This window comes from Parvularculales bacterium (assembly GCA_036881865.1).
In the GTDB taxonomy this organism is placed as follows: Bacteria; Pseudomonadota; Alphaproteobacteria; order JAPOUT01; family JBAJNM01; genus JBAJNM01.
Map to the genome: position 1 here is coordinate 1 of JBAJNM010000043.1, position 15895 is coordinate 15895.

Sequence of the window (15895 nt, forward strand, 5' to 3'; positions counted from 1 at the left end):
TGCCAGACCGAGGAACGGATTGCTAAAGGCCGAGGGGTCTGCCGTCAGAGGGTGGGTTGTCTCTATGGCCCGCAATCCCAGAGGCAGGCCATAACCTGCCCGGTGCGCCATGAACAGATGGGTTTCTCCCCCCATTATATTATCTCCCGTAATGAGAGGCAGAACGGCCGCCATGCCATGTTGCCCCACAAGACGCACGGAGCCATCTTCCGGATGCACCGTTTCAAGGGTGAATGAGGCAAGGCGGTCCCGCCGTCCTTCAAGACTTAAGGAACGTGGCGTTGTAACAAGACCCGGCAAAGAAAGGGAGAAGGGGGCATGATAGTCGTCAAACCCCGCCATGGTGCGCTGCTCAAGAGCTGATGAGAGGGCATCGCCATAAGCGGCACCGGCGGTAAGTTGACTTCCGGCCAGAGGCAGGGAAGCACCCTTGAGGCTGCTGCCCATTGTTGCCCGCATCTCCCCCATGGGCCGTAAGGCGGCTTCCAGATCAAGCAGACCCGCGCCATAGAGCTCGCTCCTGCTCAGATAGTCGCCTCTGTTATTGGCACTATCAACCAGACGTATGAGGATTTCCTTGAGCGACAGCGTATCAAAATGTCCGATCAGAACCGCAAGGGCGCCGGATACATGAGGTGCTGCATAGGAGGTACCGCTCCCGTGCGGAAGGATGACCCCTGAGGGACCGTGAGCTCCCGCCAGAAGAACCCGAAGATTGTTGCCCGGTGCTGCAATGCAATAATGCCGTCCGGCATAATCATCATGGTCCTTGTCGGTGATCCAGTCGGCGGGAAGGGGACCACAGCGGTTGGCGAAACGTGCGATACGCGCCTCGTCGGGGATGATCGTAGAGGTGAGATCGTCAAAGTTAAAGGTACTCCCGTCCGATACGGCGGTGGCCGCCAGCCAGCGTCCCCGCAATTCCCTGATGTGGTAGGGCAGGCCCGCCAGAACGGAGGGATGTGAGGCACCGCCCGGGCGGAACTCGCGGGTGCCGCTTGCCAGTGAATGGAAGTTTCCCGCCGCCCATACATAGAGCGGGTTCTCGCCGGCGCGCAGCTCACCGGTGGCAATGGTTACATCCCGTGCGGAATTTATAATATGAGAGAGTCCGGTGCGCACCTCGGCTTCGGTATAGAGATGGATCATACCCCTGATGCCGTGACTAAAGTTTATCACCTGGGAGGTGGGTGCCAGAAACTCGATATCCGGATCTGTTGTTTGTGAAGAAGGAGGGAGTTCGGTTCTGGAGTAACGTCTAAGAGGCACAGGAGGTGGGAGTACCGTGGCTAAGGCCAGTAGCCGTGCTCCCGGCGCGACACCCATTATACCGCCGACACCACTGTTCTCCTCGCGTTGTGCCACCGCGACACTGGCAACGGCGGTGCCATGGCGCGTGGTGCCTTCTACGTCCCCCAGAAGAGTGGGAATTTTATAATAGAGATAATTTCCCGGATTATCCGGGTCCGGTTGCCGGATGTATAGTTTCTCGCTCTGGCAGTTCCGAATGAGATCGGCCTCAATTTCGGGCCACCTGTCTGCATATCCGAACCCTCCCTCAGCGCAAACATATCCCGTTATGAGATCTTCATGAAGGGTGCCGGCAGCCCCGTCAATGACGGAAGAGTGCACGGTCATACCCTCCTCCGGAGTTGGTACGTCGGATGCCTCCACAGGGTAAGCCAGTATGCTCTTGTCGTGGAATAAGGCTTTACCCAGATCAGGATGGAGATGATCAAAGCCCGTATCGGAAATGCCGATTGTCACTCCCTGTCCCGTTGCGTCTAAAGCCAGCGCATATTCGTTTTTGATGGTGCGCAGGCCTGTTTGTTCGCAGAACTCGGGTTTTTGCTCTGTCCCGTCTGTAGGACATGTGGCTCTGATACTTGCGGCCTGCTGTTCCAGGGTCTGTGGTGCTGACTTACAGGCCAGCATTGCCGAAGCGGGTGCCGGGTCGCCGTTTTTGACATCGTCACCGCCACTAACCGTACAGCCATGTGTACACATACAGGTCTGGGTTGCCGGTGGAGGTGTAACAGGTGCTGACTTACAGGTCAGCGTTGCCGAAGCGGGTGCCGGATCGCCGTTTTTGACATCGTCACCGCCACTGACCGTACAGCCATGTGTGCACGTACAGGTTCGTGTCGGTTCAGGCTTACAGGTCAGAGTTTCTGAAGCGGACACAATATCACCACGGTCAACATCTGCGCCGGCGCTGTCCGTACAGCCAAAGTCACACATGGCCGTGACGCCCTGACCACAGGTTTGGGTTTGCGGGGGCGTAACGGGGGGCGGTGTTATGCCGCCGGAGTTGCCACCCGGAAGTGCGCTGCCCCCGCCTCCGCAGGCAGTGAGAACACTGCAAAAAGCAAGCGCGGTAAACAGGGATATGGTTGAAACCCGCATAAACCCTCTAGCCCTGTTTATGTGCATCTACCACACGAAACCCCGTCTCTACTCTGAATATAAAAAATGCCCTGTGTTAACCCCTCTCGAGACGGCATCATACCATAGGTTTTGATCCCGGATTTCGGACACTGTCATAGTGTGGTGCTTTTTTAGGGAGTTATGCCGGTTTCCGGGGGAGGTTGTCTTTACGGATGCAAATGAATAGCATGGGATGTCATTATGCCGGGTATGGACGAAAAGGAGGGACGATGAGCAATCTGGATACATTCCGCACCGAAACGAGAGCATGGCTGGAGGATAATTGTCCGGCCTCCATGCGCACACCGATGCCGGAGGAGGAGTCTCCGTGGGGAGGACGCAACGCTCAATGGCCCAATCCTGACAGCAAGGTCTGGCTGGACCGTATGGCCGGACGCGGCTGGACGGCCCCCATGTGGCCGGAGGAATATGGCGGCGGCGGTCTGACCTCTCAGGAAAATCTCGTTCTTCAGGATGAACTGCGCCGGATTCATGCACGCCCCGCCCTGATGAGTTTTGGCGTCTGGATGCTGGGCCCGGCCTTGCTTGAATTTGCCAGCGAAGAACAGAAGCATGAGCATTTACCGAAAATTATCCGGGGCGAAATTCGCTGGTGTCAGGGCTATTCCGAACCGGGCGCAGGGTCGGACCTTGCCGGTCTGCAAACCCGTGCCGAAGACAAGGGCGATTATTATCTGGTCAACGGGCAGAAGGTATGGACATCCTACGCCGACCATGCCGACTGGATTTTTTGTCTGGTGCGGACCGATACGAGCAAAAAGCATGACGGCATTAGTTTTCTGCTCATTGATATGGATAATCCGGGCGTTGAGGCCCGTCCCATTCGTCTGATTAGCGGGGCCTCGCCCTTTTGCGAAACATTTATAACCGACGTTAAAGTGCCCAAGGGAAATCTCGTCGGAGAACTCAACAAGGGCTGGACGATCGCCAAACAGTTGCTTCAACATGAGCGCACCATGATTTCAGCCATGGGCACCGTAGGAGGGGCGGGCTCCAGCGGCGGGCTGGAAGAGACCGCCAAAACCTATTTTGGTGAACAGGACGGGCATATCGCCATTGCGTCCATGCGCGAAGAGGTCGCCCGCCAGAAAATGGATGCCCGCGCTTTTGGTCTGAGCCTGCGGCGTTCGGCGGAGGAGGCCAAGGCGGGGTCCGGCCCGGGTGCGGCGTCCTCCATGTTTAAATATTACGGCACCGAACTCAACAAGCGCCGCTATGAACTGTTGATGAAACTTCTGGGTTCACAGGGTCTTGGCTGGGAAGGCGAAGGATTTACGGGGGGCGAACTGAACACGACCCGCCAGTGGTTGCGTTCCAGGGCCAACTCCATTGAGGGGGGTACGTCGGAGGTTCAACTCAACGTTATCGCTAAACGGGTTCTGGGTCTGCCGGACTAACGGCAAATTCTGCCTGTAAGATTTTTCAGATAAACGATCCCCCGGGCATGGATATAAGAGACGTGGATATAAAAGTCATGGAGAGAAAACGGTAATGGCATTTGTGTTAACTGAAGAGCAGACGATGCTCAAAGATACGGCGGCGCAATTTTTCAACGAAAAAATGCCGGTCTCTAATTTACGTCATTTGCGTGACACAGAGGATGAAACCGGTTTTGACCGTGCCCTGTGGAAAGAAATGGCCGGGCTGGGGTTTGCAGGCATTCTTATTCCCGAAGAATATGGCGGCTCGGATTTCGGCGTTATGGGTCTGGGGCTTGTTTTGGAACAGGCGGGCCGTACGCTGGCGGCATCCCCCTTGTTTTCTACGGCATTACTGGGTGCCGGGATCATCCGCCTTGGCGGCTCTGAAGAGCAAAAGAAGACTCTCCTCCCGGCCATAGCCGCCGGCGATATGATTACCGCCCTTGCCCTTGAAGAGGGTCCGCATCATGCGCCGGCACACATTGAAACCCGTGCAGAAAAGAAAGGCGATGGCTGGTCTTTGAACGGAACGAAACGCTTTGTTCTGGATGGTCATAGCGCCGGTAAGCTGATCGTTGTAGCGCGTGTTTCCGGCAAGGCAGATGAGCGGGAAGGGCTGGCCCTGTTTCTGGTTGACCCTGAAACCTCCGGTGTTTCAGGGGAGCGGCGTTTGATGGTGGACAACCGCAATGCTGCCGACATAACCCTGACCGGCGTACAACTCTCCGGCGATGCCATCATCGGTTCACCCGGTGGCGGTGCGGATATTCTGGAGCCCGTTCTGGATCAGGGACGCGTTGGCATGGCCGCTGAAATGCTGGGGGGAATTAACGAAGTCTTTGACCGCACCATTGAGTACCTCAAAGACCGGCAACAGTTTGGTGTTCCCATAGGCTCTTTTCAGGCTCTTAAACACCGCGCCGCCGAAATGTTCTGTGAGGTGGAAATCTGCCGCTCCGTGGTTCTGGATGCCATGAGCGCCGTTGATGAGCGGCGCAATGATATTCCGCAAATGGCGTCTCTGACCAAGGCGCGTCTTGGTGAGGCGTCGCGGTTGATTACCAATGAAGGCGTGCAGATGCACGGCGGCATTGGCATGACCGATGAAGTCGATATGGGATTATTTATGAAACGCGCCCGGGTGCAGGCAACCATACTGGGAGACGTTGCCTTTCATTGCGACCGCTACGGGGCTTTGGAAGGTTTTTAAGGCTCCCGTTGGTAGAGAGCCATATTGACAGGGGGTGTTTGAACGCCCATCTCATAAGAGGGCTTGGTTGGCCTGACAAGAGAGAAATCTGAAAGGGAGAAATCTTATGGAAACGGCTACTTTTGCTGCCGGTTGCTTTTGGGGAGTTGAGTCTGCTTTCCGGCGTATCCCCGGCGTTCAGGATGTAGAGGTGGGATATACTGGCGGCCATACGGAAAGCCCGACGTATGAACAGGTCTGTACGGGCAATACGGGTCATGCTGAGGCTATCCGTGTTGTCTTTGATCCGGACCGGGTTTCTTATGATGACCTCTTAAGCGCTTTCTGGATGTGTCATGACCCCACGACCCTGAACCGTCAGGGGCCTGATGTGGGCAGTCAGTACCGCTCGGCTATTTTCACCCATACGCAGGAGCAGGCAGATCAGGCTCAGACTTCAAAAGAAGATCTTGCGTCAAACGGGGGGCTTTCCTCACCGCCGGTAACGGAAATCACCCCGGCCGGACAGTTTTGGCGGGCGGAGGAATATCATCAGCGCTATGAGGAAAAGAACAGCGGGCGGCGGCTTTTTGGCCTGTTGTAAGGGTACCCGTCAGGCTATGATGCCGGAACGGGTGATATGCAGGACAAGTCACCTATATAAAGTGGAGTTCTTATGATGTCCGATAAAAAAGATGAATGGCCTGAACGCATTACGGTGCTGGCGAAAGATTTTACGCCCGCCGCTATGGAGTTTCACCGGCGTAACATGTCGGAGAAAGGGTACCGCCTTGAGGGGACGATAACACCACGCAAATTTCTGGTGACCGATGGGCTCGGCGAACCCGACGAATTATTGGACGGGGATATCTACTACGCCGCCACTTTTGTTCGGGGCAAGACCGACAGTTAAAACAACATCTGAAAACAGCATAAGCTGGTTTTGTGGTTGCAGGGTAAGACCTGCAAGAGCGTTGCGGACGTCATCCCCATGACGGTAGCATAGACAGTGTTTATCTGGAGCAGACGGTTACGGTTGGACTAGATTGTGCTTAGCATCGACTGGAAAACATCAAAATTTGAAACAGCTTCAGACAGTTTGTTTTTCTTTAACAATGATAAATATTCGGCCAAAGCCCTAGCTTGGCAGTTGAATTGCTTTTTAGGATTAAACTCAATATCTGTAAAGGCTTCATGTTTGACATTCGACTTGATCCATTTTGCATGATCGGCAAGGGAACGAATATACAGCCAATCATAAAAGGCATTGAAGGGGGTTAGGGGATAGGTTTTACCCTCAAGTTCATAGGCTTTGAGCTTGTCGTAATTCAATTCTCGGATGAATTTTCTGGCTTCCCGGGGTTCTAGTTCAAACACTTGCTTAAAGGGTCCACCTTCCTCAAAAACCTTTGATCCTTGGTAAACACTTTCAAGAGGATAAAATTTTTCGCCAATTTGGTATTTCAGGTTAAAGGCACTAAGTTTCTGGCCGATTTCTTCCTCTGACTTAGTCGAAACCTCAAGGATGCTCTTTATCCCATTTTTTGCAGCGGCTTCATGCAATGCTTTAATATTCTTCTTCTTCTGAACTTCGGCGAAGCCGCCTGACCAGATAAACTCAAACATTTGTTCCTTAGAGAGATTTTGTTTAGAAAAATCCGGAATGAACACTGGACGCTTAGCCATTCAAACTTTTCCGATAATCATTTTCTGTTCTATCCTTTTAGGTACTAAAATTTCTGACTTGTGTGCCTCCGTAGAAAGAGAATTTTTTGGCCTCGTTGGATTTCCTTCTTCGTCTAAACCGTAAATATCTCTGTAGATTTGCTCTATAGCACCAGCTATTGGCATTCGGATAGCGTTATGTGCAGTTGCAACACCGTAGGTAAACGCAACGTTATCAACGTGTAAGATTTCTGGATCTATTTTAAGATAAGTGGGATTAGGGATCCTACCGTCATTTGTAGCTGCAAAATAAAGAGGGAGATAATCGGTGAAGCTGAGACAGACGTACTTATCAAGACCTTTTTCTCTATCCAACCTATGGCTCTTTACATCTCCGCCCCGATTTTTGGGGTTTATGCCTTTAGATTCTCGTTCTCGAGTGGATAGAAGACCATGCTCATCAATTGATGCTAGATTCTCTTTATCTGTGAAATGATAAAGACATGAATACTTTTCCCTGTTTTTTATGTATTCGATAAGTTTTTGAACACTCATATTCTTCCTCTTTTAGTCGCTTAGCCATTCATCTGTATCTAATCATTTTTGGTCCTACCATTTTAGGCACCAACATTTCTGACTTTCTTTCATAAAAGATATTTCTTCTTTTTTGGTAAACTGCTTTATCTAAATTATAGTAAATTTTTCTTAAAATCTGAAACTCAAAAGGAGAAGCAGTGGTGTTTGACAAGAAAACTGAAGAAGCTGTTGGGTATTATGTGTATTGCTTGGTCGATCCGCGTGACAACAAGCCATTTTATATTGGAAAAGGAAAGGGAAATAGGGTGTTTGCGCACGCTGCAGATGATTTAATGCAGCCGTCTGATTCTGATAAACTCGAAAAAATAAGAGAGATAAAAGCGTGTGGGGAGAGTGTTAAACACGTTATTGTACGCCATGGCTTAGATAAGGTAACGGCATTTGCCATTGAAACAGCTTTGATTGACTTTTCAGACTTTTTTGATCTGGACTTGACCAACATTATGCGAGGTCACAAGTCAAGTGCATTTGGCCTAATGACAGTTGAACAAATTTATAGAAAGTATTCGGCTAAGCCCTTGGAAGAACTGGGGGATGGCTGTGTGATAGTCAATATCAACCAAGAATATAAACGCGCGAAAGGCACAAAAGATTACTATGACGCAACAAAAGAAAGCTGGCTTATTTCGCCAAAGCGTATACCGGAACTCAAGTACGTTCTTTCTGAATATGGCGGATATATTGTTGAAGTCTTTGAGGTTGACGAAGGTGGTTGGTACCAAAAACAGGACAGTAAGGGGAGAACGCGATGGGGTTTTAACGGCAAACAAGCCCCGGATAAGATTAGGGATCAATACTTGAACCGTTCTATCAATAAGCCGCGTGGAAGTGCAAATCCCGTTTTGTACAACCTGAAGAAGATCACTAAGAAACGTTCATAGCGTCACGCATTTCAAAATCCTAAAGACTCTCCAGAAATTTAATTAGCGCTGCGCGGTCTTCGGGCCGTAGTTTTGTCACGGCATCACGTTGGGGTTGCGCCTCACCGCCATGCCATAGGATCGCTTCAAGCAATGATCTTGCACGGCCGTCATGCAGAAAATTCGTGTGACCTGAAACCTGTTCCGTTAATCCGATTCCCCACAGGGGTGATGTACGCCATTCCGAACCTGTCGCAGCCCCTTCGGGCAGACCGTCGGCCAGCCCCGGCCCCATGTCATGCAGCAACATATCGGTGTATGGCCAGATCAGCTGAAAACTCTGTTCCGGTCTGTCGCTTAATCTGTGCGTTACAAATGATGGTTGATGACAGGAGGCACAACCGGTGGTGGTGAACACTTCTTTTCCGCGCAGAACATCCGGGTCATCCACATCGCGCCGCATGGGAACCGCCAGATTGCGGCTGTAGAAGGTCACAAGGTCCATGCCGGTTTGATCAATCTCCGTCCCGCGTTCATCGCTATCGCCATGCGGTGCGTCCACACAGGCATGTTGATGAGACGTGCAATCTCCGGCAGGGGCCGGAAAAAGCGGGCTGGAAATCCCGATGTCGGCGGAAAAGGCGGTAGCCGCCTGTTCGTGAATGGTGGGCTTTCCGGCCTTCAGTCCGAACCGGCCCAGCATGGGCCGCTCAAATTCGTATGACCAGACCACATTAGGGCGCCCCGATATGCCGTCATTGTTGGCATCATCGGGGTCGGCATGGGCAAGGATGTCTTTGGCCGGAATCGCCTCCAGCAATCCGAGCCCGATCATCTGTGGTGCGACACGGGGGCTGATCTGTACGTCCGGATGCAAAGGCCCGTATCCGGGATCAACGAGCGTATATGCCGGTTTGCGCAGCATCGCCACCTCACCACCTGCCAGAGGGACTTCAATCTCTTCATAAGTGATGTGCACTCTGGCTTCAGCCGCTTGACCGGCAACGGCCAAATCCTGAATTTGGCTGCCGTAATTGGAATCGGGTTTCGTGGCGAGATAGGCTTTGATTTGGTTTTTCAGATCAGACCGCAGGGTTGGTATGCCGATACGCATCAATAGTGATATGGCATTGTCGTCATTGTCGGCAGGCGGATGGCCGCGCCCGTCCTTGATGTGACACCGCTGGCACGCCCGCGCATTGAATAGCGGTCCGAGACCGTCAGAGGCCAAAGTCGAAGACGGAGATGACACCCACAGTTTTCGAAACAACCCGTTGCCGACATGGAAGTCCAACTCCCCCTCAAACGGGATATTCTTCGACGGTTGGGAAAACGCATCGGCATTGCGCAAGACGCGCACGGTCGCCGCCCCGCCGGACATTTCTTCAAACCTTTGAGGCGTGCTGAAATCCGCTGGTGGCATTGTCGCCGATTTGATGCGTTCGGCTTCCACCTCCGTTCTCGGGATGATGTTGAGGTGCGGGTCGGTATTGATCAGAGAAAACTCATCTTCAAACAAGACCGTTCCCAACAGCACCAATCCTGACAACAGGAAGATTGCCCCACCCAGCACCAGCCATTTTCGATACGTTAGGGCGCGCATATTTTTTGCTTATCTATTGGAATATGGCCCCCGGGTCGTCAAGGCTGTCGGAGCCTTCAATCTCGATGGTGCTGACGCCTAACGCAGCAACGATGCGTTCAATGGTCCGGGTCTGGTCAATCAGACTGTTCACGCCACCCATAATCAGGGCTTCACCGGCCCCGTTGCCGCGTTCCAGCATCCGGTCGTAGGCAAACCCGGCTTCGGCGGTCGCCTTGATACGGCCCAGAGCCCTCATCGTATCGGATAATTTATCCTGCATTTCGGCATCCAGACCCGCATCAACCGCAGAGACCAGATCCGCCGGAGAAGGGCCCGAAACAGCCGTTCCGTCAATCCGGATATAGGTGCCAAGGTAGATATTCTGAACGCCCAGCCCGTCATAATAATGATCATTATGGGTATTGTCGGCAAAGCAGGAATGTTCTTCTTCGGGATCATTCAACATGAGGCCAAGGCGCATACGCTCGCCCGCCACTTCTCCGTATGAAAGAGAGCCCATGCCTGTCAGCATGGCGGAGAGGCCGGCATCGTCGTCCGCCGTCACCCCGGTGCGCGCCGCGCCGCCTTCGGCCCATTGGGCAACCATCCATTCCAGATCAGAAACGAGCAGACCGGTTGCGGCCTTGAGATAATCGCCGCGGCGGTTGCAATGGCCGTTCGTGCAACCATTGCCCCCCGCATAATCGGTCCAGGGGCGGTTGCCTGCGCCGGTGCCGTGACCGTTCAGGTCCTGACCCCATAACAGAAACTCGATGGCGTGATATCCGGTGGCAACATTGGCTTCCACGCCGGTGGCCTCGTGGAGTGTTTCTTCCAGCAGCGCCGGTGTAATCCGGGACGCATCAATTCTTTTCCCTGACAGGGTGAAAGCCGGATTAGCAATAACATTCAAAACGGCGGCACCGTTTTCATCCGTCGCTCCGCCGTAGGAAGCATCAACATAATCAATCAGACCTTCATCCAGTGGCCATGCATTCACTTTTCCTTCCCAGTCATCAACGATGGCATTACCGAACCGGAAGACTTCGGTTTGCTGATACGGGATGCGTGCCGCCAGCCAGGCGGATTTTGCCTTTTGAAGCGCACCGGCCGAAGGATTTGCAATGAGCGCGTCAACCGCATCTTGCAGACGCCGGGCGGTGATCAGACTGTCCGTATATTTTGCTTCGGCGATGTCGGCATAATGGTCCAGAATGGCCGCTTTAGATATGCGCCCGTCGGCCATGGCAGGCGAGACAAGGCCAAGGGCCATGAGAGTGCCGGCGACAAGGGTGTTTTTCATTGTTTTTTTATGATGGTGGTCTGCGGGGCAGGCAATAAATGATAATGATAATCATTCTCAATATAGTGTCAAGCCCTCTATTTTTATTTCAAAAATTCCGGTGCTGATTTTTCAATGAAGATCATGAATTTACGTAATAAGCGAATCGATTCTCCGTGATTCTGTCCTGATCGGCTCGTTTTGGATTTGTTAACCGGCACTTTTTTTCTTTGGTTTTGCGCCATAAAACGGACCCCCTGATGAAGAAAAGATGACTCTGTCAATGCGCCGGGGTTATACCGACATCTGTGTCACAGGGGTAGGTCTGTCATGAGAGGGTATCATGACAAGGCTTCATTATTACATCTCCCTAACAGGAGTTAGGCACCATCGCGGTAGCGGGGTTCACGCGCAAGCTTTTCAAAACCCCTCCTCAATTGATATTTCAAGTTTCATGCGTCCGGCGGCACACCCGCCGGATGGCTCCGAATGCCGCTATCCGGTGGATACCGGCATGAGCACATACGAACGGGACTTTGTTGTCCCCGCTAACACGGCCCCTCTCCCTCCCAAAATGACGGCCACCCCTGCCGACGCTGACCGGGAGAGGGGTTGTTTCATATCTGACCTCCGCCCTGCCTGTAGCACGGGCGGTTGCAACAGCAAGCACTCCTTCCGGTGCGGGCATCCGGCCGGTCGTGCTGAGGGTGGTGTGTACTCAAAAAAACAGAGGATGAGGATTATGACAACTAAGGTGAGCATTGATAGTCAGACGATAAAAACCGGAATGACCGGAGGGCTGCGTTTGACGGCCCGGTGGCTTGCACCGCTTGTTGCCATGACTTTACTTTCGGCGTGCTGGGGGGGTGGCAGCTCTGTAATCCGGAATGCGTCGGTGACCGGTTTGACTGGTGCGCCGTCAACGATTATGCCCGATGAAGACAACATGGGCGGCGGTGACGATGACGCCGGTATGGGAGGCGGCGACACCGGTGATGGTACCATGACCGGTGACGATAACATGATGCCGCCCGCTCCGCCGCTGGCGGAATTCGCGGCTCTGTCGCAACACGCAAGCCTCCACGCTCACTCTCTGACCGCAGCGAGATCGGTTGCAAGAGCGGCAATAGGAAGTACCCCTTCCGGTGCGGGTGGTGGACATGATGTGACCCAGTCTTCAACGAGCTCGGAGGCAAGCGTCGTGGAGATAGGTATACCGGCGACGGGCACGATGGGTGTAAGAACCTATTCCCTGACCAACGGTAGTGATGTGTTTCTGAATAGCGGTGCTGCTACAAACCCCGATACGGTTATATCGGTTGGACGCCCTTATGAACTCTCCTCCCTTGGTGCGGCAGGCGAGGTAATCCTATTGTATGGTTCATCCGTTGAGCCGGAATCCGTACCCCGAGATTCCGGCAGGATGAACGCCGATAAAACCGCCATAATAGCACACGACAGACAGGACAATGCTGACACGCAATACATCGCCTGGGGCCTTTGGGCCAATACTCCGGTGGGTACGTCTGACAATGCAGCCATGTTTAAATATGGTGCATTTTCCTATGGGGCCGGTGCTTATACCTATCCTCAGGCACGAATAGCGGAGTTAACCGGGGAGGCAAAGTATAATGGTCACGCCGTCGGTGTAGCTCTCATTCCCGGAGTGACGGAAGGTGCAACAGGCAGAACAAATGCGTTTGTGGCGGATGTAGAACTCACCGTCGACTTTCTCAGCAGTTTTTTTACAGGTAATGCCCGTGGGGAGGTTAATAATTTTCGTTATCAAAACGGCGGGACTAACATGGTACATAAGATAACATTAGCGTTGAGAAGTTTAGGAGGCTCGGATGGCGGATTATTTGCAAGCAGCCGTGGCGGAATAACAGCGCAGGGTGCGGATGGTATGGACATTGCAGGTCTGACCGGTGAGTGGGGTGGTAAGTTGTACGGAGCGGCTCATACATCCGGAGAGGATCATGTGCTGCCGGCCCATGTTGCAGGAACATTCGGCGTTGCGCACGATACCGGCATGTCCCTGCTCGGGGCCTTCAAGGCTGATTACAGGCAGCCGCATCCGTTAGACTTTTTCGTGCCAACGGCCGGGTCAACAAGTCTGGCCTATGTTATGGCCAGAATTGGAGCTACCGGCGTAGATCTGGAGTTTGGCGACAGTGCCGAGGCCGGCAATTTTGGAAGAGAACTGGCTACAAACTGCTTTTACAATGTTTGTCCTGTGCCTGTTGATAGCAGTTCGAATGTACCATTCAGCCTTGCCAATGTATCTAACCTGTCATTAACAGGAACAGGCTTTACCCCTGCTTCCTCAATGATTACACAAGGTTTTGATGCCCACGGTGTTACCCTCGCGCGGGGACGTTCATCAGGAACAAGATTGACCAATTCTGTTGCACTGGAAACGTTTGGGGGTTGGACTGACGCCAGCGCTTTCGGAGCGGTGCAAATTGCACAAGGAGAGACCGGTAGCAAGATACATCGATTCACGTCCTATACCGCAGGTGTGCCAAGCGGCAGCAATCCCGTCGCCGGTGTCGCTACGTGGTCAGGCGGTGCCGTTGCATCGGTCAAAGCGGACCGTACATTCCTTCACGGTGATGCGACAGTCACTCTTGACCTCTCCGACACCGCCAATCCCACTGTCGATGTGATGCTTGATACATGGCTCGGGATAGATGGAACGGCAATGCCATCTGTTGCCGCAGTCTCCTATGCGAATATGGCTCTCGCCGGTGGCGGTTTTTTTAGCCCAGCCCCCGAACAGATTGGGGGGCGTTTCTATGGTACAAATCACACTGAGGTCGGCGGCTTCTTCAATACCGCTACCTTGAACGGCGCCTTCGGCGGAACCCGCGATACAATGGGGGCGATGACACCGAATCTGTTAGCAGTATTTGCACCAACAGCCGGTTCTACGAGTCTGGCAGTCGTTCAAAGCAGAGCGTCTAACTGGTTTTATACGCATGCTTCTCTACCGGGAGTAGAAAACTTTGGACGTGAAGTAGAACCTGCGTGTGTCGGTAGGACTTGTTCTGTTGCTGTTCCCGGCGCAGGTACTCTTGATTTTAGTTATCGTACAGGCATAAGTGACCTGTCACTGGCAGGTTCGGATCTAACGGGTGCAACTTCCATGATTACTAATGGTGTGGAAGCCCATGGCGTTACCCTTGCGAGGGGACGTTTAACAGGAACAAAAAGTAACATCCCTGTGACAGTTGAATCGTTCGGGGGATGGACTAGTAATACTTTTTTCAATACCGTTCAAATTGCATCGGGAGCGGACGGTAGTGAGCAATACCGGTTCATTTCCTTTAGCATGGGTGGGGCCAACTATAGCAATCCCGCAGCAGGTGTGGGTACCTGGAAAGGGGGTGCCGTCGCTTCAGTAAAAGATGACCGCACCTTCCTTAGGGGCGATGCGACAATCATGGTCGATTTCGGCAATACCAATGTCGATGTGACGCTTGATGCATGGAAAAACATTGACGGATCAGCATCTGCCGTTGCAGCGGTCTCTTATACCGGTATGGACCTTGATCGGGGATATTTTGAAGGAGCCGGTACCGATCAAATTGCGGGAGTCTTCTATGGGACAAATCACGAAGTTGTTGGTGGCCGCTTCAATACGGCGGCCCTGAACGGATCCTTCGGAGCAACCCGCGAAACACGGTAGTACTCCCCGGATAGTCACCGAGAGGCTCTCTTCAGCAATAACCGGATTTCTCCCGCGATCCGCTACGGGTTCGGCAGGGGTGACCGGAAGATGGTCGCAGGATTTTCCCTCCTGCGGCCATCACATTACTTCTCCGGTCCCCCATAAGGTGGTGTTGGGTTTCTTCCGGACAGGTCACCGGCATGAGCCGGAGTAATCAGACCGGACGGCATGCCATCAGGCAAACCACCGGAATGGTCTTATTCGCACTCGGAGTAGCCCGTTAATTTCTGCAGTTTTGCTTTGCGGACCACTCAAAATCCCAGAAGCAGTCCCAGCTGTCACCGGCATGAGCGGGAGCGGAAGTAAAAGTTACCGGTCCGCTAATGGCGAGAGCCATGACTATAGCGATAGCTGTCACCGCAGGGGCCTTTGAACGAAGCGAAAGCAATGTTGTTAAAGTTTTCATGTTCTGTCTCCTTTATTTCTTTTATTCGGAAGACAGGTCGGCCTCCGGCCGCGCTGTCTCCTCTTGTTAGTGCCGGTTTTCTGATTTCTGACGCCGGAGCACCGATTTTAGCCGCTTCCGTTGGGATTCGGCAATCCGTAGAGTGCAAGATTACCGGATACCCTTATAAAATACCCATCAACTTGGTTCACCTTGCCGTGAGCACTCCGGCAACATTTTAAACATAAGATAATGTGCCGGTCTCGCGAAGCGCCCGGATATCCATAGAATTGTAGATAATGTACCGGCATCGCGAAGCGCCCGGTTAGGTGCCCCCACCGGCCGGGGGAGGGGTTTATCCGCGTCGTATAACATAGAGGCAGGAGGCAATGATAACACCTGCGCCGACCCAGGTTGGCCAGTGTGGAGCTTCATTGAAAAGGAAAAATCCTATAAGAGCCGCCCAGATGAGTTGGGTATAGTTGAGAGGCGCCAGACGCGCTGCGGGGGCTCCGGCGTAGGAAAGGGTTGTGAGAGACCAGAATCCGGCCCCGAATAATCCGGCCAGCAAGAACCACGGGTAAATCCCCTCCGTTGTAGCGGCGGGGAGAATAAAGAATACCGGCAACACATAAAGGGCGGGCAGGGTATTGGCAAAAAAGGCAATGGCGGCGGAATCCTCCGAGCGTGAGCGGTAGCGCAATAACACCTCGTAGACGGAATATAACAA

14 protein-coding genes are annotated in these 15895 nt (G+C 53.0%); 6 read left to right on the plus strand and 8 right to left on the minus strand.

Annotated elements, in window-relative coordinates:
- Positions 1–2406 (minus strand): S8 family serine peptidase (locus V6Z81_08545; GenBank protein MEG9862512.1); only part of this gene is annotated, 2406 nt, incomplete at its 3' end.
- A 251-nt stretch (positions 2407–2657) separates the two neighbouring features.
- Here V6Z81_08545 and V6Z81_08550 point away from each other — a divergent pair.
- The 4 genes from V6Z81_08550 (at position 2658) to V6Z81_08565 (ending at position 5971) form a co-directional block, all read left to right on the plus strand.
- Positions 2658–3845: an acyl-CoA dehydrogenase family protein gene (locus V6Z81_08550; GenBank protein ID MEG9862513.1), complete on the plus strand. Its 1188-nt coding sequence runs from the start codon at positions 2658–2660 to the stop codon at positions 3843–3845.
- 94 nt (positions 3846–3939) lie between these two features.
- Positions 3940–5079, plus strand: a complete 1140-nt coding sequence (locus tag V6Z81_08555) for an acyl-CoA dehydrogenase family protein (protein MEG9862514.1) — start codon at positions 3940–3942, stop codon at positions 5077–5079.
- Between the two features lie 106 nt (positions 5080–5185).
- On the plus strand, positions 5186–5662 hold the full coding sequence (gene msrA / locus V6Z81_08560) for a peptide-methionine (S)-S-oxide reductase MsrA (GenBank protein ID MEG9862515.1): 477 nt from the start codon (positions 5186–5188) through the stop codon (positions 5660–5662).
- Between the two features lie 72 nt (positions 5663–5734).
- Complete coding sequence (locus V6Z81_08565; protein MEG9862516.1) at positions 5735–5971, plus strand: hypothetical protein; 237 nt, start codon at positions 5735–5737, stop codon at positions 5969–5971.
- Positions 5972–6099: 128 nt separating this feature from the next.
- Here V6Z81_08565 and V6Z81_08570 read toward each other — a convergent pair whose 3' ends face one another.
- Both V6Z81_08570 and V6Z81_08575 read right to left on the minus strand, forming a co-directional pair.
- Complete coding sequence (locus V6Z81_08570) at positions 6100–6744, minus strand: hypothetical protein (protein MEG9862517.1); 645 nt, start codon at positions 6742–6744, stop codon at positions 6100–6102.
- Positions 6745–7278 (minus strand): DarT ssDNA thymidine ADP-ribosyltransferase family protein, encoded by a 534-nt coding sequence (locus V6Z81_08575; protein ID MEG9862518.1) that lies wholly within the window; start codon positions 7276–7278, stop codon positions 6745–6747.
- A 182-nt stretch (positions 7279–7460) separates the two neighbouring features.
- Between V6Z81_08575 and V6Z81_08580 the strand changes: the two genes are divergently transcribed.
- Positions 7461–8201 (plus strand): hypothetical protein, encoded by a 741-nt coding sequence (locus tag V6Z81_08580; protein MEG9862519.1) that lies wholly within the window; start codon positions 7461–7463, stop codon positions 8199–8201.
- 19 nt (positions 8202–8220) lie between these two features.
- Here V6Z81_08580 and V6Z81_08585 read toward each other — a convergent pair whose 3' ends face one another.
- The 3 genes from V6Z81_08585 to V6Z81_08595 form a co-directional block, all read right to left on the minus strand.
- Positions 8221–9783: a di-heme oxidoredictase family protein gene (locus V6Z81_08585; protein ID MEG9862520.1), complete on the minus strand. Its 1563-nt coding sequence runs from the start codon at positions 9781–9783 to the stop codon at positions 8221–8223.
- A gap of 13 nt (positions 9784–9796) precedes the next feature.
- Positions 9797–11068, minus strand: a complete 1272-nt coding sequence (locus V6Z81_08590; protein MEG9862521.1) for an imelysin family protein — start codon at positions 11066–11068, stop codon at positions 9797–9799.
- A gap of 424 nt (positions 11069–11492) precedes the next feature.
- On the minus strand, positions 11493–11735 hold the full coding sequence (locus V6Z81_08595) for a hypothetical protein (protein MEG9862522.1): 243 nt from the start codon (positions 11733–11735) through the stop codon (positions 11493–11495).
- A gap of 54 nt (positions 11736–11789) precedes the next feature.
- On the opposite strand from V6Z81_08595, the gene V6Z81_08600 reads away from it, so the two are divergent.
- Complete coding sequence (locus V6Z81_08600; protein ID MEG9862523.1) at positions 11790–14738, plus strand: hypothetical protein; 2949 nt, start codon at positions 11790–11792, stop codon at positions 14736–14738.
- A gap of 262 nt (positions 14739–15000) precedes the next feature.
- On the opposite strand, the gene V6Z81_08605 is transcribed toward V6Z81_08600, so the two are convergent.
- Together V6Z81_08605 and V6Z81_08610 are read right to left on the minus strand one after the other, a co-directional pair.
- Positions 15001–15186: a hypothetical protein gene (locus tag V6Z81_08605; GenBank protein ID MEG9862524.1), complete on the minus strand. Its 186-nt coding sequence runs from the start codon at positions 15184–15186 to the stop codon at positions 15001–15003.
- A 334-nt stretch (positions 15187–15520) separates the two neighbouring features.
- The coding region (locus V6Z81_08610) for an EamA family transporter (protein MEG9862525.1) at positions 15521–15895 on the minus strand (375 nt) is incomplete at its 5' end.